Below are 19,209 nucleotides of genomic sequence, written 5' to 3' on the forward strand. Positions count from 1 at the left end.
TCCCGGGCCCCGCCGTCTTCCGCGGCCCCTGGTGAGTCCGGCCGCGTTCCGGTGGCGACCGGACATCGCCGTCCGTGCCGGGCGGCGTGCGGTCAGTTCGGCCGCCGGGCCCTCGCCCCGGCGAGGGCCCGGGCGAGGGCCCGATGTCGGCTGCCGGGAGGATCTTCGGCAGGACCTCCCCGCGGCGCGTCCTTCACGTCCTCGGTGACCTCCACGGCGGCACCCTTCACCGGCGCCACCGGCAGACCTTGGGTGGTGTGCCCGTCATCCCGCTGGCGCTCACTGCTACCGAGCCCGGCCGCCTGTTCGTGGGCGCGGTCGACGGCAGGGTCCTGGACGCGCGACCGGGTGGCCCTTTCAGCCCGTCCTTCCACCCCGCCCGTCCTTCCACCTCGCCCTTCCGCCGCACCGGTCGTACGCCGCCGCCGATGTCGGCAGACCTCGCCGAGTCGGGTCCGGCACCGTCCGCGCCGTCCGCGTCGGAGAGGAGGTCCCGGCGAGTGGCGGGCACCCTACGAGCTGCCGGTCCGCCCTCGGGTGAACGGGCGGTCGATCGCCTGTCGCAGGACGGCCGGTGCCGTGACGAGGGACGGCCCGTACCAGGTCAGGTGTCGTCCGCTGACCAGGGCGACCGGTGTGCCCGGGAACGCCTCGGGGCCGTCGTCGGCGGTGAAGCGGTACGGCTCGTCCGGTAGAACCACCAACTCGGGCTGCTCTGCGAGCAGTTCGGGCAGGGGGATGGCGGGGTAGCGCTCGGGGTGGTCGGCGTGGACGAGTCGGAGGCCGAGGCGGCGCAGCAGGTCTCCGGCGAAGGTGTCGCGGCCGAGGACCATCCACGGGCGGCGCCAGATCGGCACGATCACTGTCGGGCCTCCGGGCTCCGGGTCCGTCCCGTCCGCCCTGGCAGCCCCGTCCGTCCCGTCCACCCCGTCCGCCCGGCCTGTCCGGTCCGCGCCGACCGGCGCCCAGGCCGCTTCTGCCTCGTCCAGCCAGGCGGGGCGCGGCAGTCGGCAGGCGGTGGTCAGCAGCCGGTCGAGCGAGCGGAAGGCGTCGTCCAGGGTGCGGATGTCGGTGACCCAGACGGGGATGCCGGCCGCGCGCAGTGCGTCCAGGTCGGGGCGCCGGTTCTCCTCGTCGTTGGCGATCACGAGGTCCGGTCCGAGCGCGATGATGCCCGGGACGTCCGGGTTCTTGGTGCCGCCGATCCGGGTGACGGCCAGGTCCGCGGGGTGGGTGCACCAGTCGGTGGCGCCGACCAGCAGTCCGGCTGCGGTGGCGGCGACCGCCTCGGTCAGCGAGGGCACCAGCGAGACCACCCGGCGGGGCGGGTGCGGCCCGAGCCGGACGGGGAGGTCGAGGTCGTCGCGCGGGCGGGTGGGGTCGGCCATCCGGCCAGCCTACGTCCCGGATCCGGCGGGCCGGTCAGGACGGTGCACTGGCGGAAGCGGTCCGTGAATCCCCGGGAACCCGCCGCCCCGGCCGTCCGACTACCTGGTCCGGGTCCGCAGCACGGGCCCTTGCACGGATCACCGACCAGGAGAGTTGTCATGCGCCCTCGCGTTGTCTGCGGAATCGCGGCCGCCGTCGCCCTGTTCGCCACGGCCTGCGGAAGCGGGGGCGGGGGTGGGCAGGGCGGATCCGTCACCGCCGCCGCCCAGGCCGGTGGCGCCGGCGCCCACCCCGTCACGGTCGCCGACTGCGCGGGCAAGGAGACCGTCATCGCCAGGACGCCGACGAAGATCGTCACCAGCAACGCGTCCAGCCTGGAGATGTTGCTGCGACTCGGTGCCGGCGACCGCGTGATCGGCACCGGCTTCCCGCCCGGCAAGGGCACCCTGCCTGCGGACATCGCCGAACAGGGCGACCGGATACCGGTGTTGGGGGAGAAGGTCATTCCCAAGGAGAAGCTGCTCGGCTCCGGCGCCGACCTCTACGTCGACACCTTCAGTGCGATGCCGATGATGGGCGGCGGCGCCACCGGGCCGAGTGAGGAGGAGTACGCGGCGGCCGGCATCCAGCACGTCTTCCTGCTCTCCACCGCCTGCGCCGGGACCCCGAAGGCCGCCAAGGCGCCGCGCACCGACCTCGCGGGGATCGAGGACGACATCCGCCGCCTCGGCGCCGTCACCGGCACCGCCGCCCGCGCGGAGGAGCTGGTGGCCGGGATGGAGAAGCAGATCGGCGAGGTGCGCGACGCGGTCGCCGCCGTCCCGGAGGACCGGCGGCCGAGCTACTTCGTCTTCGACTTCGACGCCGGCACCAAGCAGCCGGTGGCGGTCTGCGGCCGACAGGTCGCCAACGCCGTGATCACCCAGGCCGGGGCGCGCAACGTGTTCGCGGACTGCGACGCCGACTTCAAGCCCGGCTCCTGGGAGGACGTCGTCGCCAAGAACCCGGACTGGATCCAGCTCGCGGTCCGCAACCGGGGCAGTGCGGAGGCGACCCGCAAGGCCTTCGACGACGCGGAGGCGTTCCTGAAGGGTTTCCCGGCGACCCAGGGGCTGAAAGCCGTCCAGGAGGGCCACTTCGTCCGGCTCGGCTCCGAGGTGACCACCATCGCGGGCGTGCGCAACGCCGAGGCCGTCCGGCAGATCGCCGCGACCGTCCACCCCGACCTCGTCAAGAACGGACAGTAGGCCGTGACGTCGGTCGCGCCCGCCGAGGGCGTCGACACCCGCCGCCCGGCCCGCACGCTGCTGCGGGCCGGGCCGCTGGCCGCCGCCCTCACCGTCGCCCTGGTGCTCGCGCTGACCGCGGCCGTGTCCTTCGGTTCGGTGGACATCCCGCCCGGCGAGGTCTGGTCGGTGGTCGCCCGCCGCCTCACCGGCCGGGCCGTCGAACCGGGCACCCGTGATCTCATCGTCTGGCAACTGCGGGTCCCGCGCGCCCTGTTGGCCGCCGTGGTGGGTGCCGGGCTCGGTCTGGTCGGCACCGCCGTCCAGGCCCTGGTCCGCAACCCGCTCGCCGATCCGTACCTGCTCGGCATCTCCTCCGGCGCCTCGCTCGGGGCGGTCGCCGCCATCGTCCTCGGCACCACGTTCGGGCTCCAGCTGTCCTTCGGCAGCGCGCTCGGCCTCACCGTCTCCCTGGCGGCCTTCGCCGGTGCGCTCGCCGCGTTCTCACTGGTCTGGCTGATGGCCCGGCGCGGCGGCGGCTTCTCCCCGCTGCGCCTGGTCCTCGCGGGCATCGGCATCGCCCAGTTCCTCGGCGGCGTCACCAGCTACCTCGTCCTGCAGACCCGCGACGAGCAGCAGACCCGGGGCGTGCTGTTCTGGCTCATGGGCAGCCTCGGCGGTGCCGTCTGGGCCCAACTCGTCGTGCCCGCAGTGGCCGTGGCGCTGGGCCTGGCCCTGCTGCAGGCCCGATCCCGGGGGCTCAACGCGATGCTGATGGGCGACGAGACGGCCGCCGGGCTCGGCGTGGACGTCGGCCGGCTGCGCCGCGAGGTCTTCGTCGTCACCAGCGTGCTCACCGGCGTCCTGGTCGCCGTCTCCGGCGCGATCGGCTTCGTCGGCCTGATGGTGCCGCACGTCTGCCGCCTGCTCCTCGGCGGCGACCACCGGCGCCTGCTGCCGCTGTCCGCCCTCACCGGGGCCCTGCTGCTGGTCGTCGTCGACACCGTGGCCCGCACCGCCCTGGACGGACAGGAACTGCCGATCGGCGTGGTCACCGCCGTCCTCGGCGCACCCACCCTGCTCTACCTGCTGGACCGACGACTGGAGCGCACGTGAGGATCGCCGTCGAGGACCTGAGCGTCGCCATGGCCGGGCGGACGGTGCTGGCCGGGGTCCACCTGGTCGCCGAGGAGGGCGAGATCGCCGGACTGGTCGGGCCCAACGGGAGCGGCAAGTCCAGCCTGTTGCGCACCGTCTACCGGCACCTGCGGCCGAGCGCCGGGCGGGTCCTGCTGGCCGGCCGGGACCTGGCGGAGCTGCGGCCCGCGCAGTCCGCCCGGCACATCGGCGCGCTGCCCCAGGAACGCGGTGGGGACTTCGAGTTGAGCGTCCGCGAGGTGGTCGCGATGGGCCGCACCCCGTACAAGCGGGCCTTCGCTGCCGACGACGCCGAGGACCACCGGATCACCGCCGAGGCGCTGGTGCGGGTCGGCATGGCGGATGCCGTCGACCGCCGCTTCGCCCAGCTGTCCGGCGGGGAGCGGCAACGGGTCCTGCTGGCCCGGGCGCTCGCCCAGCAGCCCGACGTCCTGGTGCTGGACGAGCCGACCAACCACCTGGACGTCCGGCACCAGGTCGAACTCCTCGCCCTGCTGCGGGAACAGCGCCGCACGACGCTGGTCGCCCTGCACGACCTCAACGCCGCGGCCTCGGTCTGCGACCGGCTGCACGTGCTGCACCGCGGCGCCCTGGTGGCCTCCGGGGCGCCGCGTGAGGTGCTGACCCCCGGGCTGCTGGCGGAGGTCTTCGGGGTGCGGGCGGCGGTCGTCGAACACCCGCTCACCGGCGACCCGTTGATCGCCTTCGACCACCGCACCCCGGCCGGCGCGGAGGCCTCCGCGGTGGGGGCGTAGTCCGCTCCGCGGAGGCCACCGGCGGGCCCCGCGCCGCTCGTCCGCCCGCTCGTCCGGCCGGTCCTTCCACCGGTCCTTCTGCCGGTCCTCGCGCCGGTCCTCGCGACCGCGCGTCTCAGTGGCCCTCGTAGTGGCTCGGTCGGCCGTCCCGCAGCACGAGCCGGCCGAGCCGCGCGGCCTCCTCGCTGCGCAGCAACTCCCAAGCGCCGTCCTCCCGGTGGAGCACCGAGGAGTGCCAGGGCGTGGTCCATGCGTCGGCCGCCGCCAGCAGCCGGATGCCGAACTTCGCCACCCCTGCGGGCTGCGGGTGGATGGAGAGCCGGACGGCCCGCGGGTGGTGCTCGGCGATCAACTCGCCCCACGCGCGGCTGCGCTGGATCACCCCGTAGGCGCGGCGGCGGCACTCCCGCTGCAGGGCCGAGCGGGTGCCGGCGAAGCCGACGGCGTCCTCGGTGAGGAAACGGGTGATGCCGCGGTAGAGCCGCAGGGTCTCCTCCTCGGTCAGCACCTGCTCGCGCAACTCCTCGACGGTGGGGGCGTAGCGCGCGTGCACCCGGGCGCGCTTCTCGTCGTACGGGAGGTCGCCGAGGACGGTCCGCAGGTCGAACGTGGCGAGGTGGCCGAGCCCCTCGCGGTCGATCACCGCTGCCAACTCGTCGGAGTAGGCGTCGATGTGGTCGTCCGGGACGTCGATCAGGTCACCGAAGACGTGCCCGTCGGAGCAGATCAGGATCCGGGCGCCGGGCGGGTGGAGGCGGCCGATCTCGGCGCAGAGCCGGTCGAGGAAGGTCAGCGACAGCCGTTCGCCCTCGTCGGGCAGGTGGCCGAGGACCTTTGCCGGGTTCGGCGACTTGCAGGGGAAGCCGGGCAGGGTGAAGACGATCGGCTCACCGGCGGCTATGAAGTCCGCCAACTGTGCGAGCTGGAGCGGGAAGTGCTCGGGCCGGGCGTCGAACTCCGGGTCGGCGGCGCGGCGGTGCGGCAGCAGGAGGCCCAGGACGCGGGCGGCGAGGCGCCCGGGATCGGCCGAGGGACCGGGTGCGGTACCGGGGTCGGGTGCGGTGCCGGGTGCGGTGCCGGGGGCGGTGGTGGTGGCAGCGGTGACTGTACCGGAGGTGGTGGCAGCGGTCGGAGCGGTCGCGGTGCCGACGGGCGGCATGGTGGGTCCTCCACGGATGGTGGTGTGGTGCGGGCTACGGGCAGGCGGAGCCGGTGTTGCCGGGCACGCCGAGGTGGTGCGGGCGTGGCGAGCCGGTTCGGGGTGAGCCGGTCCCGGTGGAGCGAGCCCGTCCCGGTGGGTGAGCCGGTTCGGGCGGGGCCGGGGCGTCCGGGTCAGTGGCGCCGGTCGTAGGCGACGGGCAGGCGGTTGACTCCGCGTGCCAGCACGGCGGGGATCCAGGTGAGGTCCGCCAGGCCGTCCCCCGGGGCCTCGGCCGGGCGCAGCCCGGGGAGGCGGGTGAGCAGGGTGCCGATGGCGACCTGGAGTTCGGCCCGGGCCAGGGCGGCGCCGGGGCAGTAGTGGATGCCGTGGCCGAAGGCGAGGTGGGCGTTGGGGGAGCGGTCGAGGTCGAGGAGGTCGGCCCCGGGGAACTGCGAGTCGTCGCGGTTGGCGGCGCAGAGCGAGACGATCACCGAGTCGCCGGCCGGGACGGTCGTGCCGAACAGGTCGCTGTCCCGGGCGAAGAATCGCCAGGTGGTGAGCTCGAACGCGGCGTCGTGGCGCAGCAGTTCCTCCACCGCGCGGGCGAGCAGTCCGGGCTCGTCGAGTCCGGCGCGCAGCCGGTCGAGCTGTTCGGGGTGGCGCAGCAGGGTGATCAGCATGGTGGTGATCTGGTTGGTGACCGGCTCCTGACCGGCGACGAGCAGCTGGAACACCATGGAGTCCAGTTCCGCGCGGCTCAACTCGCCCGCGTCGTGGGCGGCGACGAGCCGGCCGAGCAGGTCCTCGGACTCCGTCCAGCCGGGCTCCCCGCAGTCGGCGCGCTTGCGGGTGACGACGTCGGCGATGTAGGTCTGCAGGCCGCGCAGCCGCGCCTCGTAGGCGGGACGGCCCGGGTCCTGCGGGCCGACGGGCTGGACCACCTTTCCCCACTCGCGGTCGAAGCGGTCCGCCAACTCGCTGGGGAGGCCTATGACTTCGGCGAGCACCCGGAAGGGGTAGTGGGCCGCGAAGCCGGTCACCAGGTCGGCGCCGCCGGTCTCGGGCAGTTCGTCCACGAGCGCGTCGGCCAGTTCCCGCAGCCGGGGGCGCAGGGCCTCCACCCGGCGCGGGGCGAACGCGTCCAGGACCAGCCGGCGCATCGAGGTGTGCTTGGGCGGGTCCTGGTGGAGCAGGTGGACCTGGAGGCGGGAGTGCTGCGGCTCGGGCATGATCGACGCGAGTCTGCGCCAGTTCTCGTTGCCCAGCGCGTGGTTCTTGCCGAGGCGCGGGTCGTTCAGGGCCGCGTGGGCGGCCCGGTAGCCGGTGACCAGCCAGGCGTGGATGCCGCTCGGGAACTCCACCCGGTGCACCGGCCCGGCCTCGCGCATCCGCCGGTACAGCGGGTACGGGTCGCTCTTGTACGCCGGACCGTACAGCGGGACGGGGGAGGGAAGCCGGTCGTACCCGTACGGGCAGCGCGGGGCGTCGTCGGTCGCCGCCGGGCCGGGGGCATCGACACGGACGGGAGCAGGGACCGGGGCCGGGGTCAGGGCGGAGGCCGGGTCAAGGGCCGGGGCAGTGGCAGGGGTCGGGTCGGTCATCCGGGAAGGTCCTTCGGTGCGGCGCGGGGACTGTCAGGTCTGGGGTCGGCGGTGCAGGGCGAGCAGCAGGACGGCGGTCGCCGCGACCAGGACGGCCAGGACGATCCCGGCGCGGGTCCCGGTGACGGCGCGGTCGCCGGCGAGCGCGGCCGCGGTGGCGAGGGCCGGTCCGAGGGCGAAGCCGAGGCTGCGGGCGAGCTGGACGGCGGAACCGGCGGTGGCGAGCTGCCCGGGCGGGGAGGCGGTCATCACCAGGGCCTGGGTGGGGCCGCCGTTGAGGCCCATCCCGGCGCCGGCCAGGGCGAGCCGGGCGGCGATGTCGACGGCGGACCAGCCGGTGTCCAGCGGGATGAGCAGGGCCAGGCCGAGGGTGGTGACGGCGGCACCGGTGAGCGCGGTCGGACGGGCACCCCAGCGGTCGGCCAGCCGGCCGCCGAGCCGCCCGGCCAGCACCATGCCGAGCGGGAACGCCAGCATGGTCAGCGCGGTGGCCGTGGCGCTCTCGCCCCGGGGGCCGCGCAGGTACTGGGCCAGCAGGTAGTGGCAGGCTGCGAATCCGGCGGCGAGTGCCAGCACCGAGGCGTTGACCCCGGCGGTGCCGGCGGCCCGCAGCACCCCGGCCACCGGCCGGCCGCCGGGGCGGCGCAGCCACAGCAGGACGAGTGGCACGGCGGGCAGCGCCAGCAGCAGCCAGAGCGGCGCCGTCGGCGCCAGGGTCAGCCCCAGCAGGACGGCGGCCACCGCGCCGCCGATCAGGGCGGCGTCGCCGAGCGAACCCCGGTCCGGCGGACGCAGCCCGCCGCGCCGCGGGGCGTGCCGGCGCACGATCAGGACGGCGGCCAGGCAGACCGGCAGCTTGACCAGGAAGATCGCCCGCCAGCCGAGGTGGTCCAGCAGCAGGCCGCCGATGACCGGGCCGGTCACGGCGCCGAGCGGGCCGAGGGTGGCCGGCACGCTCATCGCCCGCCCGCGCAGTTCGGGCCGCACGGACGTCGCGGCGAGCACCGGCATCAGGACGAACAGCACGGCCCCGAAGGCACCCTGGAGCAGCCTGGCGGCGATCAGCCAGCCCGCCCACGGGGCGCCGGCCGCCAGCACGCTGCAGCCGGCGAAACACCCGACCGCGAGCAGCAGCGCGGACCGGGTGCCGACCTGGTCCAGCCAGCGGCCGGCGGGCAGGAGGAGTGCGACGAGGGGGAGTTGGTAGCCGAGGACAGCCCACTGCGCGACCCCGGGGGAGACCTTCAGGCCGGTCGCGATGTCGGTGAGCGCGAGGTTGACCACGTTCATGTCGAGCATCGCGACGAACGACAGCAGGCCCGCGGCCACGACCAGGCTCCAGCGGTCGACGGGCTCTGCCTGATGAGGCGTCAGTGATGCGGAAGCCGTGGGCTGTCGCGCTGCCATGGGGTCCCTCCGTTCCCGTCCTGCGGTAGCGGACACCGCCTCGGCGGCGGCGTCCGGTACAGCAGTCGGGGGCGCGACGGCTCCGGTTCCGAACACATGGGGGAATTTTTCGGACACGACGCCCGGTGGTGGACAGCGGCGGGCGGCGGACGGCGGTGGGCGGGCGAACAGATGACAGCTGACAGGTTTCGAAATCTGTCAGCTGTCATCTGTCGTCTGTCAGTCGTTACCGGCCCACCGCCCACCGCCCACCGCCGACCTGGCGCCTGTAGGTCGGCCTCCGCGTCACCGCTCAGCAGGCGGTGGCGAGTTCCCCGGCCTCCGCCGCCCGCAGGCGCGCCACCAGTTCCTCCCGTGCCCGGGCGACCCGGGAGCGGACGGTGCCGACGGGGCATCCGGCGACTTCGGCCGCCTCGGCGTAGCTCAGCCCGACCACCTGGGTCAGCACGAAGGCCTCCCGTCGCTGGGCGGGCACCCGGTCGAGCAGGTCGTCGAGCGCGATGCCGTCCTCGAACCCGGCCTCCGGCGCACCGCACTGCCGTTCCGCCGCCTCCTGCCAGTCCGGCAGCGCCGCGCAGCGAGGCCGGGCGGCGGCCATCCGGTACCGGTCGATCACCGTGCGCCGGGCGATCGACAGCAGCCAGGTGCGGGCCGAGGAGCGCCCCGCGAACGCCGGCAGGCTGCGCAGTGCGCGCAGGAAGGTCTCCTGGGCGAGGTCGTCGGCGGACTGTACGTCGGTCAGGTGGGCGACGAAGCGCCAGACGTCGCGCTGGGTCGCGCGGACGAAGGCCTCGACGTCCGCGGCCCGGCCGGCGCGGGCGGTCAGCGCGAGTGCGGTGAGCTGCTCGTCATCCACGGCGGCCTCCGACCCGGCCGGTCCCGCCAAGGCGGCTGTGCGGGACGATGGACCTATGAGATGCGCGCAGTTCCGTACCGCTCTGTCCGCCCGGCTCGACGGCGAACCGAGCGGGCTGCCGGAGGCCCGGCTGGACAAGCACGTCGCGCGCTGCACGGGTTGCCGGGACTGGCTGGACCGGGCCGAGCGGCTGAGCGGCCACGTCCGGGCGGTCGCCGCCGACGGGCCGTCGCCCGAGTGGTCGGCCCGCCTGCTGGCCGGGCTCCCGGCCGTCGGGCGCGCGGACGCCGGACCGAAGGGCATCCGGCAGGAGGGCGCCGGGCCGAAGGGCATCCGGCAGGAGAGCGCCGGGCAGGAACGCATCGGGCCGTGGGGCGAGGCCGGCGGTCGCGCTCCAGGAGGCCCGCAGGGCGTGGAGCGGTAGGACGGTGGCGCCGGCCGCAGCCGGTGCGCCGTCGTAGTCAGGCATGGAAAGGTCCCGAGGGGAGGGCTGGGGACGGCACCGTTCACGGCGGCACCGTCGGCGTCCGTGGGCAGCCGCGCGGCGCACCGCACCTCCCGGGGAACGGGAGCGGCACGGCGGCGGGCGCGGGCCCGCACCCTGGCGGTACGGCGGCGGAGGGCACGGCCGTACGGCAGGGCGACCTGCCCGTCGCGGGGGTTCCGGTGGCCGGAGTGGCCGGGGGAGCGCAGCGGCGGGCGCGTCAGCAGGCGAGGTCGAACGCCGGCGGTCCACGCCGGACGACGGCGTGCGTGAGCAGCACCGAGCGGGGTGGCCGGGCCCGGTCGTCGGCGGGCCGGGGTGGTGTCGGGGCCCGGTGGCCGAGGGGGCGCACGAACAGCGCCAGCAGCGGGAACAGCAGCACTCCGGCGAGGACGGTGCCGAGCGCGGAGAGCAGTTCGAAGAGCCGGACCAGTGCCGCGTCGCCGCGCCACAGCAGCAGCGCGCACGCCAGCGCGGCCAGCACGTGGGCGACGGCCATTCCGGGCGCCATGCCGTGGGACATCCCGTGGGACAGGTCGCCCGCCACGCCGCCCGCCATGTCGTGCGCCGTGCCGACCGTCGTTCCGTCGGGCATCCCGCCGGGCATCGGGTGGGACATGCCGGGCATGCCCGCCATCCCCGACAGGCCCGTGTCCACGGCCGCCCCGTCGGCGGAGGCGCCCGCCCCCGCGGTCCCGTGGTGCATCCCCGCCATGGGGCGCAGGCCGCCGGTGGCCGGCGGGGCGGCCGGGTCGAGGCCCGCCATCCGTGCCAGCTCGACCGGCGAGAGTCCGCCGGGTGCGTGGTCCGGGTTGCAGAGCAGCAGGGAGGTCCAGTCGGTGGTGGCGAGCCGGCCGAGACCGCCGCCGCCCCGGCCGAACGCCCCGGCCTGTTCGAACAGCTGGTGCAGTGCGGTCTGTGCGGCGACCATCCAGACGCTGATCACGCCGAGTCCGCGCCGCGTACCGGCGAGCAGCCAGGTCAGTCCCAGGACCGCCCCGAACGCGCCGGCCAGCACCGTCGGCGAGACCCCGGATCCGGCCATGGCGACGTGCGCGGTGGCAGCCATCGCCACGCACAGCGCGGCGAAGACCACGGCGCGCAACAGGCGGATCCGGTCGGTCATCACGATGGCACTCATCGTCGCACCCGCCCCGCTCCGCCCGGGCCGCACCCTCCGGTATTGGCCGGTTCCGCCCCGTGAGACCATGCCCGGCCGCTCACCCGGCGGCCGGGCCGACCGCTCGTCCGGCCCGGCCCGGCTGTCCTCGCATCCCGGTGCACGCCGATCCGAACGGCTGCTCGTACGACCATCGGTGCGGTTTGACAAGCACTCACCACGTGCTCACTAGATGTGCGCGAATGGATACGTTGTGTGCGTATCGGAGTGGTGTCGTCCAGCAGCAGGGAGGTCCGACCTTGGAGACCCCGACGGAAGTCACGGAGTCCTTCGCCGACGTTGCCGAGCCGCCCGAGCCGTCCGAGCCGTCCGAGCCGTCCGACCCGGGCACTCCCGCCGCAGCCACCGACCCGACCCGGCCCGCAGAGTCAGCCAGGACCACCGGGACCACCGGGATCCCCGACCTCGCCGACCCGCGCTTCTGGCGGCTGCCCGCCCCCGAGCGCGCCGCCGCCTTCGCCGAACTGCGCCGCCTGCCCGGCCCGGTGTTCTTCGGCGACCGCGCCACGGGCAAGGGCTTCCACGCCCTGGTCCGCCACGCCGACGTGGTCGAGGCCAGCCGCACGTCCGCCGTCTTCCTCAGCGGACCCGGTGTCACCACGCCGGCCCCGGCCCGATGGGTCCGGCTGCTGTTCGGCGACTCGATGGTCAACCTGGACGACCCCCGTCACGCCCAGCTGCGCCGGATCGTCTCGCGGGCGTTCACCCCGCGGCTGCTCGGCCGGGTCGAGGAGGACGTCCACCGCATCAGCGTCGCCCTGGTCGACCGGATCGAGCGGGAGCGTCCGGAGGACTTCGTGACCGCAGTCGCCGCCGAACTCCCGTTCCAGGTGATCTGCACCATGATGGGCATCCCCGAGCGGCCGCGGCGCGCCATCCTCGACCTGGTGAACCGCACGTCCGCGGACATCGGGGTGGCCCGCTCGTTGCGCCACCGGCTCCGGTCGCCCGGGCGCGGACTGCGGGCGCTCGCCCGGATGCAGGCCATCGTGGCCGGGATCGGCCGGGAACGCCGCCGCCGGCCGGCCGAGGACCTGATCTCCGCGCTGGTCACCGCCGACGTGGACGGCCGCCGGCTCACCGGCCGCGAACTCGGCGCCTTCTTCACCCTGCTGCTGGTCGCCGGGGTCGAGACCACCCGCAACGCGCTCGCGCACGGCCTGCACCTGCTGACCGCGCACCCCGAGCAGCGGGCCCTGCTCCTCGCCGACCTGGACGGGCGACTCGGTGGCGCGGTGGACGAGATGGTCCGTCACGCCACGCCGATCATCCAGTTCCACCGGACCGTCGCCGTCGACCACGAACTCGGCGGCCCCGGCGGTCCGTTGTTGCGTGCGGGCGAGAAGGTCGCGTTGTTCTACGGCTCCGCCAACCGCGACGAGGCGGTCTTCCCCGACCCGGAGTCCTTCGACATCACCCGCACGCCCAACCCCCACCTCGGCTACGGCGGCGGGGGCCCGCACTACTGCCTCGGCGCGCACCTGGCCCGGCAGGAGATGACGGCCCTGTTCCGTGAGCTGTTCAGCCGGCTGCCCGAGGCCCGTTCGGTCGGTGAGCCGGAGCTCGTCCCGTCCAGCTTCGACCACCGGGTCCGCTCACTGCGCTTCACTTTCTGAACCCGTCCCGGGCCTCCCGGAACCCGTCCCGGGCCTCCGGTGCGGCTACTCGCCGGGCTCCCACACCGCGTGGTCGTGCGCGAAGAGCACCCGGCGCGGTCCCTGCTCCGCCACCCGGTCGAGCCAGGGCCGGTAGCCGGGCAGCGGCGCCGCCACGCCCTCGCGCGCCGCCTGCCGGGCGAGCAGCGCCTGCCCGTACTCGGACGCGAAGTCGTACGCCTGGCCGGCGAGCAGGACCGGGCCGCCCGGACGGTCGACCAGCAACGACTGGTGGCCCTCGGTGTGGCCGGGGGTGGGCAGCACCCGGACGCCGGGCCAGACCTCCGCCTCGCCGTCGAGTTCGCGGTAGTCGGCGCCGGGGAAGTCCACCAGCGCGTCGATGGTGTGGCCGCCGCGCCGGGCAGCGGCCAGCTCGCCCGCCTGGACCAGGACGGCCGTGCCGGCGAACAGCGGGTTGCCGCCGCAGTGGTCGAAGTGGAGGTGGCAGTTGACCACCAGGTCGATGTCGGCGAGGGAGACCCCGGCCGTGGCGAGCGCCTCCGGCAACGGGCGGCGGACCGGGCGGTAGTGTGCCTCGGTCTCCGGTTCGCCGCCGCCGATCCCGGTGTCGAAGAGCAGCAGTCCCTCCGGGCGTCGGACCAGGTACGCGAGCACCGGCTCCACCCGCGGCTCCGGGCCGCCCACCTCGGCGGCCGGCCGGACGAAGTACCCCAGGTCGAGTCGGCGGATCACCTGCACGTCGTCCCCCTGGTCGCTGCGCGTCGCTCTGCCCCACGGGCGGCCACGCCGACCCCCGGTTGGCACCCTACCCGGCGGCAGGCGGCCGGCGGCCCCCGGTCGGTCGCCCCGGACGGCCTCGGCAGCGTGGCGTCCCCGAGTTCGGGGCCGCGACCGCCTCGGGCCTGTCGGCACCGGTCCCGGCGGAACTGCCGGCAGCGGCTCCGGCGGGACCGTCGACGCCAGTGGCGGGCGTCACGGCGGGCGGCCGGGAAGGGGAGCACAATGCCGGACATGACTGATCGTCCGCTGCCCGCAGAACCCACCCGTTCCGTGCACGCCACGGGCGGAGCCGCCGACCGTCCCTCCGGCCACGCCGCCGACGGTCCCACCGGCCACACCACCGGCCACACCACCGGCCAGGCCGCCGACCGGCCCACCGCCGACGCCTGGGCGGCCCTCGGCGGGCCGGTGGACCTGCTGGAACGGGTGCGCTTCCAGGGCCCGGACGAGGTCCTTCCCTCCGGACTCCCGGTGCGGCGGCTCGCCCGGGCGACCGTGGCGGTCTGCTCGCTCGCCGCCGCCGAGCTCGCCGCCCTCCGTGGCGGCGGTGCCGTCCCCGACGTCCGGGTGGACCAGGGCGCGGTCGCCACCGCCTTCGTCAGCGAGCGGCACCTGACGGTCGACGGCCGTACGCCCGTCAGCTTCGCCCCTCACTCCGGCTTCTGGCGCACAGCCGACGGCTGGGTCCGGACCCACGCCAACTATCCGCACCACCGCACCCGGCTGCTGGCCGCCCTCGGCCTCGCCGCGGACGCCGGGCCCGAGCAGCTCGCGGAGGTCCTCGGCGCGCTGCCGGCCGAGCAGGTCCAGGAGCGCGCGTACGCGGCCGGGGCGCTCGCGGTGGCCGTCGCGCCGGTGAGCGGGGCCGTGCACCCCCTGGTGGAGCACCTGGAGGTCGGCACCACCGGTGCCGTCGGCTCGGCCCCTGCCACCGACGGTGCCGGCGCCCGCCCGCTCGGCGCGGCGCCGGTGGACCGGCCCGCCGCCGGGGTCCGGGTACTCGACCTCACCCGGGTGATCGCCGGGCCGGTCGCCACCCGCACCCTCGCCCTGCTCGGCGCCGACGTCCTGCGCGTCGACTCGCCCCGGCTGCCCGAGGCCGAGGACGCCCACACCGACACCGGCTTCGGCAAGCGCTCCACCCGCCTCGACCTCGCCGAGCCCGCCGACCGCGCCGTCCTCGACGAACTGCTCGCCACCGCCGACGTCGTCGTCACCGGCTACCGCCCCGGCGCCCTCGACGCCCACGGCCTCGCCCCCGAGGCACTGTTCGCCCGCCGGCCCGACCTGGTCGTCGTCCAGATCTGCGCCTGGGGCTGGACCGGCCCGTGGGCCGCACGGCGGGGCTTCGACAGCCTGGTCCAGGCCGGTGTCGGCATCGCCGCCCACGAGGCGGCACCCGACGGCCACCCCGGGGTGCTGCCCGCCCAGGCCCTCGACCACGGCACCGGCTACCTCATCGCCGCCGCCGTCCTGCGCGCCCTCACCGACCAGCGCACCCGCCGCCCCGGCGGCCGCCACCTGCGCTTCTCCCTGGCCGGCACGGCCTCCTGGCTGCTGCACGGCATCCCCCGGGAGACCCCGGGACAGGAATCCGCCGAGCCGCACGGGCTACAGGAGCCGCACGGGCCGAACGATCCGCAGGAGTCCTACGACCCGGCTAGGTGGCTCGTCGAGACCGACTCCGCGTACGGGCGGCTGCGGCACGCCCTGCCGCCGATCGGCTACGCGGGCGCGCCCGTCGACTGGGCCCGCCCGCCCGGGCGGTGGGGGACGGACGCGCCGGTCTGGCTCTGAACCCACACCGGCCCGGGGGAGGTGCCGCCCGCCGGGCCGGTCCCGACCAGGCAGACCGGTCCCGAACATGCGGGCCGGTCCCGAGCACGCGGGCCGGTCCCGAGCAGGCGCACCGGTCCCGAGAGGCGGGCCCCGGCGGCCCGGTACCGGTGGTGTCGGTGAGGTCCGGCATCATCGGGGCATGACCACCGCACACGCCACCGACTACGCCTGGTTCGAGCACCGCTACCCCGTGCTGGGCGAGGCCTACTGCCTCACCCACGTCCAGGGGATCTCCGCCGACGAACTGCTGCGCCGCTTCGACGCCCTGTCCGGCCGCGAGGTCACCGGGCTGGACGCGGTGGTCACCGCCTGGGAGGTCTTCGACGACGGGGAGGACGAGGACGCCGAGGCCCTGCTCGGCGAGGACGACGACCGGCTGCTCGTGGCCGTCACCGAGCTGGACGGCTGGGCGCTCGCGATCGAGCCGTACGGCTACCTCGGCGGCCTCCACGAGGTCGTCCCCCGGCTCACCGACGGCACCCGGCTGGTCTCGCACTTCCGGAACGTCAACGCCGAGGACAGCTTCCACTGGTGGGAGCACGGCAGCTGCCGGCTCCACTTCGAGCCGCTCTTCGCCGACCAGCGGCACGGCTCGGACGCCGACGCCGCCGGCATTCCCGAGCTGTTGACGGCCTGCGGCTTCGACCTCACCGGGGAGCGGAACGGGCTGCACACCGAGGCCGCGTTCGCGCTGGCCGAGCGGCTGACCGAGGTCCGCCTGGACGCGGAACGACTGGAGGCCGCCACCTTCCGGCTCGGGTACGCCCCGCGTCCGTGACGGCGGCGGGCGGCTCCGGCCGCAGGCGCGGCCTCCGCGGCGCGGTGGTCGAACCGGCACGGCGCTCGAAGCGGCACGGGCTCGACGGTGCTCCGCTCAGACCCCCGACGGGATCTCCTTGGCGCGGCTGCGCAGCCGGATCGCCGTCGCGATCTCGATCAGGCCCAGGATCACCAGCCAGCAGCCGGCCAGCACGGCCAGCGCGGTGATCGAGCCGACCGGCCAGACCATCAGCAGGACGCCGGCCAGCGTGTTGGCCACGCCCGCGAAGGCCTGCCAGCCGCGGGCCGGCATCAGCGGGTCGGAGATCGCGGCGAAGAGTTGCGTGATGCCGCGGAAGAGCCAGCCGATCCCGATCCAGATCGCGAGCAGCAGCACCGACTGCGCCGCGCTGCGGAAGCACAGGAGCCCGAGCAGCACGCAGATCGCGCCGCTGATGAAGGCCAGCACCCGTAGCGCGGTGGTGGCGTGGGTGCCGAACGCGGCGACCAGTTGCACGATGCCGATGACCAGCAGGTAGAGGCCGAACAGCACGCCCACCACCATCAGGGTCTCCTTGGGCCAGGAGAAGACCACGATCCCGAGGGCGAGCGAGGCGAGTCCGGCGACCAGCAGGACCTGCCAGGCGGCCTTGGCGAGAATGCCGAGCGGGCCCCGGACCGGGGAACCGTCGGGGTTGATGATCGGTGAGACCACGGTGGCGTCACTCCTCGGGCAGGGGCAGAAGTCGAACCCCAGCGTCTCCGTCCCGCCGCCGCGGCGCGTGTCGGATACGGCCGTTCGGGGGATCCGCCCCGGTCGCCGGAACGACATCCTCCGGCCACCCACTGTCGATAGCATCCGGCGGTATGACTTCTGAAGGGTGGGGGACCCCTCCGGTCGAGCCGATCAGCCAGCACTACATCGTCTGCGGGGGCAACGCGCTGGCACACCGACTGATCCTGGAACTCGTCGAACACTACGAGGTCCCGGTCGTCGTCCTGGTCGCCGACCGGACCCGCGACCACGCGCCGCGGATCGAGCAACTCGACGGCGTCGCCGCGGTCGTGGAGTACACCAGCATCACCGACGAGGCCCTGCGCGCGGTGTCCATCGGCACCGCCCGCGGCCTGGCCCTGGTCGAGGGCAGCGACCAGGAGAACATCCACGCCGCGCTCAGCGCCCAGAACCACAACCCGGACATCCGGATCGTGTTCCGGATGTTCAACCAGCGCCTCGGCGAGAACATCGAACGGCTGCTCAAGAACGGTGCCGCGCTCTCCGGATCGGCCACGGCGGCCCCGGCGTTCGCCGCCGCCGCCCTCGGACGCCCCAACTCGGTGGAGATCGACGGGCGGTACCTGCACATCGCCTTCGATGACGCCATCACCTCCGACCGGGTCTGCGTGGTCGCCGACCAGATCGACCGGCAGGATCTCAGCAAGATCCGGCTGCTGCCCGAACAGCAGGCCGGTTCGGCCGAATTCGTCCGGCTCGCCAGCGAGTTCGGCGACGACGGGCCGGTCCGCCCGGGAGGCGTGCGGCGCGAACCGGAACCCGCGGCCGCCCCCGGGGAAGAGGAACCGGGCGGCACCGCCGCGCTGCAGGTGCTGCGGATCGAGCCACGGGAACCGATCGACTGGCGGCGGCGGTTGCGCTGGCGACTGCTCGACACCATGCGCTTCTTCACCAGCGCCCGGATGCGGCTGGTGCTGCTCACCGCTCTCGCCGCCGTCCTGATGGCCTTTGGCGTGCTCTGGTACCTCAACCGCAACTTCGGCTGGACCGTCTACATCTCGCTGCTCGACCTGGCCGGCGCCGCCCAGCCCGACCAGCTCGCGGACATCGCCGCCGGGACGGGCACCGGCGGGATCTGGCAGCGGGTCGCGCAGGTGGTGATCACCATCTGCGGGATCACCTTCGCGCCGGTCGCCACCGCCATCGCGGTCGAGGTGCTGGGGTCCGGACGGCGCGGCCAGCCGCGCAACCCGGGAGCGGGCACCCGGGACCACGTGATCGTCGTCGGGCTCGGCAACGTCGGCACCCGGGTCGCGACCCAACTGCACGACCTGGGCGTGCCCGTGGTCTGCATGGAGCGGGACCCGCAGGCGCGCGGCGTCGCCGCCGTCCGGGCGCTCGGGATCCCGGTCGTGATGGGCGAGGGCCCGTTCGACGAGCAGCTGCGCCGGGCCCGGCTGAAGCACAGCCGGGCGCTGGTCGCCGTCAGCGGCGACGACGCCACCAACCTGGAGGCGGCGTTGGAGGCGCGGCACGGCAATCCCGAGGTCCGGGTGGTGGTGCGGCTGTTCGACGACGACTTCGCCGGGCACTTCTACAAGACGCTGGACAACGCGGCCTCGCGGTCGGTGTCCTACCTGGCCGCACCCGCCTTCGCGGCGGCGCTGATGGGGCGCGAGGTACGCGGGACGCTGTCGGTGTTCCGGCACGTGCTGCTGATCGCCGAGCTGACGGCGGGGGACGGCAGCGGGCTGATGGGCCTGAACCGGCACGACCTGGAGGACCCGGGCGGAGTCCGGGTGATCGCCGTCCGCTTCGCCCGCGGCGCGCAGCTGCAGTGGGGTCTGCCCGACCGCACCCGGCAGCTCGCGCCCGGCGACCGGATCGTGGTCGCCGCGACCCGCAGCGGGCTCGCCCGGCTGAACACGGTGGCGCTGGAGGAGGGCGCGGAGGCGGCCGCGGTCACGGCTGCGGTCACGGGCGCGGCCGGGGAGGTCGTCGGGGAACACGCCGTGGAGGTGGAGGCGGCGGTAGAGGCGGCGGTGGAGGAATGACCGCGGCGAACAGCCGGTGAGCGACGGCCGACAGCTGACAGATGTCAGCTGACAGATTTCATCATCTGAAATCTGTCAGCTGTCATCCGTCGACGGTCATCCCTCATCCGTCAGCCGCGGGCCGTCAGCTGTTGGTGAAGGACGGCGGCCGCTTCTCGGCGAAGGCCGCCATGCCCTCCTTCTGGTCCGCGGTCGCGAAGGCCGCGTGGAACAGCCGCCGTTCGAAGC

At 74.9% G+C, this 19,209-nt stretch carries 16 protein-coding genes and 1 pseudogene; 8 read left to right on the forward strand and 9 right to left on the reverse strand.

Features of this window, described 5'->3' with window-relative positions; genetic code table 11:
- Positions 1-512 precede the first annotated feature (512 nt).
- The gene (locus ACFV04_RS38305; RefSeq protein ID WP_380535598.1) at positions 513-1,388 is read right to left on the reverse strand and encodes a helical backbone metal receptor; all 876 of its coding nucleotides are present in this window, start codon (positions 1,386-1,388) and stop codon (positions 513-515) included.
- Between the two features lie 159 nt (positions 1,389-1,547).
- Here ACFV04_RS38305 and ACFV04_RS38310 point away from each other — a divergent pair, with 159 nt between their 5' ends.
- Genes ACFV04_RS38310 through ACFV04_RS38320 form a run of 3 tightly spaced genes read left to right on the forward strand, consistent with a single transcriptional unit; the run spans position 1,548 to position 4,528 of the window.
- Positions 1,548-2,636, forward strand: coding sequence for an ABC transporter substrate-binding protein (locus ACFV04_RS38310; protein ID WP_380535600.1), 1,089 nt, complete (start codon positions 1,548-1,550; stop codon positions 2,634-2,636).
- 3 nt (positions 2,637-2,639) lie between these two features.
- Positions 2,640-3,731, forward strand: a complete 1,092-nt coding sequence (locus ACFV04_RS38315; RefSeq protein ID WP_380535602.1) for a FecCD family ABC transporter permease — start codon at positions 2,640-2,642, stop codon at positions 3,729-3,731.
- On the forward strand, positions 3,728-4,528 hold the full coding sequence (locus ACFV04_RS38320) for an ABC transporter ATP-binding protein (RefSeq protein ID WP_380535604.1): 801 nt from the start codon (positions 3,728-3,730) through the stop codon (positions 4,526-4,528). Before ACFV04_RS38315 ends, ACFV04_RS38320 begins: the two co-directional genes overlap by 4 nt.
- A 115-nt stretch (positions 4,529-4,643) precedes the next feature.
- Here the strand turns inward: ACFV04_RS38320 and ACFV04_RS38325 are convergent, their stop codons facing one another.
- From ACFV04_RS38325 to ACFV04_RS38340, 4 genes are all read right to left on the reverse strand, one after another.
- Positions 4,644-5,687 (reverse strand): L-tyrosine/L-tryptophan isonitrile synthase family protein, encoded by a 1,044-nt coding sequence (locus tag ACFV04_RS38325; protein ID WP_380535606.1) that lies wholly within the window; start codon positions 5,685-5,687, stop codon positions 4,644-4,646.
- A gap of 173 nt (positions 5,688-5,860) precedes the next feature.
- Positions 5,861-7,270 (reverse strand): cytochrome P450, encoded by a 1,410-nt coding sequence (locus tag ACFV04_RS38330; RefSeq protein ID WP_380535608.1) that lies wholly within the window; start codon positions 7,268-7,270, stop codon positions 5,861-5,863.
- A gap of 33 nt (positions 7,271-7,303) precedes the next feature.
- On the reverse strand, positions 7,304-8,677 hold the full coding sequence (locus tag ACFV04_RS38335; RefSeq protein ID WP_380535610.1) for an MFS transporter: 1,374 nt from the start codon (positions 8,675-8,677) through the stop codon (positions 7,304-7,306).
- Between the two features lie 292 nt (positions 8,678-8,969).
- Positions 8,970-9,533 carry a sigma-70 family RNA polymerase sigma factor gene (locus tag ACFV04_RS38340; RefSeq protein ID WP_380348897.1) on the reverse strand — a complete coding sequence of 188 codons (564 nt, stop codon included), beginning with the start codon at positions 9,531-9,533 and terminating at the stop codon, positions 8,970-8,972.
- Positions 9,534-9,588: 55 nt separating this feature from the next.
- Here ACFV04_RS38340 and ACFV04_RS38345 point away from each other — a divergent pair, with 55 nt between their 5' ends.
- A complete protein-coding gene (locus ACFV04_RS38345) occupies positions 9,589-9,957 on the forward strand; it encodes a zf-HC2 domain-containing protein (RefSeq protein WP_380535612.1) in 369 nt (122 codons plus the stop codon).
- Positions 9,958-10,237: 280 nt separating this feature from the next.
- On the opposite strand, the gene ACFV04_RS38350 is transcribed toward ACFV04_RS38345, so the two are convergent.
- A complete protein-coding gene (locus ACFV04_RS38350) occupies positions 10,238-11,158 on the reverse strand; it encodes a hypothetical protein (protein ID WP_380535614.1) in 921 nt (306 codons plus the stop codon).
- 434 nt (positions 11,159-11,592) lie between these two features.
- Here ACFV04_RS38350 and ACFV04_RS38355 point away from each other — a divergent pair, with 434 nt between their 5' ends.
- Positions 11,593-12,813 carry a cytochrome P450 gene (locus ACFV04_RS38355; RefSeq protein ID WP_380348911.1) on the forward strand — a complete coding sequence of 407 codons (1,221 nt, stop codon included), beginning with the start codon at positions 11,593-11,595 and terminating at the stop codon, positions 12,811-12,813.
- Between the two features lie 45 nt (positions 12,814-12,858).
- Here ACFV04_RS38355 and ACFV04_RS38360 read toward each other — a convergent pair whose 3' ends face one another.
- Positions 12,859-13,551: an N-acyl homoserine lactonase family protein gene (locus ACFV04_RS38360; RefSeq protein ID WP_380535616.1), complete on the reverse strand. Its 693-nt coding sequence runs from the start codon at positions 13,549-13,551 to the stop codon at positions 12,859-12,861.
- 273 nt (positions 13,552-13,824) lie between these two features.
- On the opposite strand from ACFV04_RS38360, the gene ACFV04_RS38365 reads away from it, so the two are divergent.
- Both ACFV04_RS38365 and ACFV04_RS38370 read left to right on the forward strand, forming a co-directional pair.
- The gene (locus tag ACFV04_RS38365; RefSeq protein WP_380535617.1) at positions 13,825-15,390 is read left to right on the forward strand and encodes a CoA transferase; all 1,566 of its coding nucleotides are present in this window, start codon (positions 13,825-13,827) and stop codon (positions 15,388-15,390) included.
- A gap of 181 nt (positions 15,391-15,571) precedes the next feature.
- Positions 15,572-16,210, forward strand: a complete 639-nt coding sequence (locus tag ACFV04_RS38370) for a DUF6461 domain-containing protein (protein ID WP_380348887.1) — start codon at positions 15,572-15,574, stop codon at positions 16,208-16,210.
- 96 nt (positions 16,211-16,306) lie between these two features.
- On the opposite strand, the gene ACFV04_RS38375 is transcribed toward ACFV04_RS38370, so the two are convergent.
- Positions 16,307-16,906: an HdeD family acid-resistance protein gene (locus tag ACFV04_RS38375; protein WP_380535619.1), complete on the reverse strand. Its 600-nt coding sequence runs from the start codon at positions 16,904-16,906 to the stop codon at positions 16,307-16,309.
- 152 nt (positions 16,907-17,058) lie between these two features.
- On the opposite strand from ACFV04_RS38375, the gene ACFV04_RS38380 reads away from it, so the two are divergent.
- Positions 17,059-18,981: an NAD-binding protein gene (locus tag ACFV04_RS38380; protein ID WP_380535621.1), complete on the forward strand. Its 1,923-nt coding sequence runs from the start codon at positions 17,059-17,061 to the stop codon at positions 18,979-18,981.
- Positions 18,982-19,105: 124 nt separating this feature from the next.
- Here ACFV04_RS38380 and ACFV04_RS38385 read toward each other — a convergent pair.
- Positions 19,106-19,209 (reverse strand): annotated as a pseudogene (locus tag ACFV04_RS38385) (enoyl-CoA hydratase); the annotation flags it as partial.

Source organism: Kitasatospora sp. NPDC059599 (assembly GCF_042735125.1).
Taxonomy (GTDB): Bacteria; Actinomycetota; Actinomycetes; order Streptomycetales; family Streptomycetaceae; genus Kitasatospora.

Coding starts and splice junctions, on each gene's coding strand:
- ACFV04_RS38305 (WP_380535598.1), bottom strand. CDS start 1,388: ATGGCCGACCCCACCCGCCCGCGCGACGACCTCGACCTCCCCGTCCGG.
- ACFV04_RS38310 (WP_380535600.1), top strand. CDS start 1,548: ATGCGCCCTCGCGTTGTCTGCGGAATCGCGGCCGCCGTCGCCCTGTTC.
- ACFV04_RS38325 (WP_380535606.1), bottom strand. CDS start 5,687: ATGCCGCCCGTCGGCACCGCGACCGCTCCGACCGCTGCCACCACCTCC.
- ACFV04_RS38330 (WP_380535608.1), bottom strand. CDS start 7,270: ATGACCGACCCGACCCCTGCCACTGCCCCGGCCCTTGACCCGGCCTCC.
- ACFV04_RS38335 (WP_380535610.1), bottom strand. CDS start 8,677: ATGGCAGCGCGACAGCCCACGGCTTCCGCATCACTGACGCCTCATCAG.
- ACFV04_RS38345 (WP_380535612.1), top strand. CDS start 9,589: ATGAGATGCGCGCAGTTCCGTACCGCTCTGTCCGCCCGGCTCGACGGC.
- ACFV04_RS38350 (WP_380535614.1), bottom strand. CDS start 11,158: ATGAGTGCCATCGTGATGACCGACCGGATCCGCCTGTTGCGCGCCGTG.
- ACFV04_RS38365 (WP_380535617.1), top strand. CDS start 13,825: ATGACTGATCGTCCGCTGCCCGCAGAACCCACCCGTTCCGTGCACGCC.
- ACFV04_RS38370 (WP_380348887.1), top strand. CDS start 15,572: ATGACCACCGCACACGCCACCGACTACGCCTGGTTCGAGCACCGCTAC.
- ACFV04_RS38380 (WP_380535621.1), top strand. CDS start 17,059: ATGACTTCTGAAGGGTGGGGGACCCCTCCGGTCGAGCCGATCAGCCAG.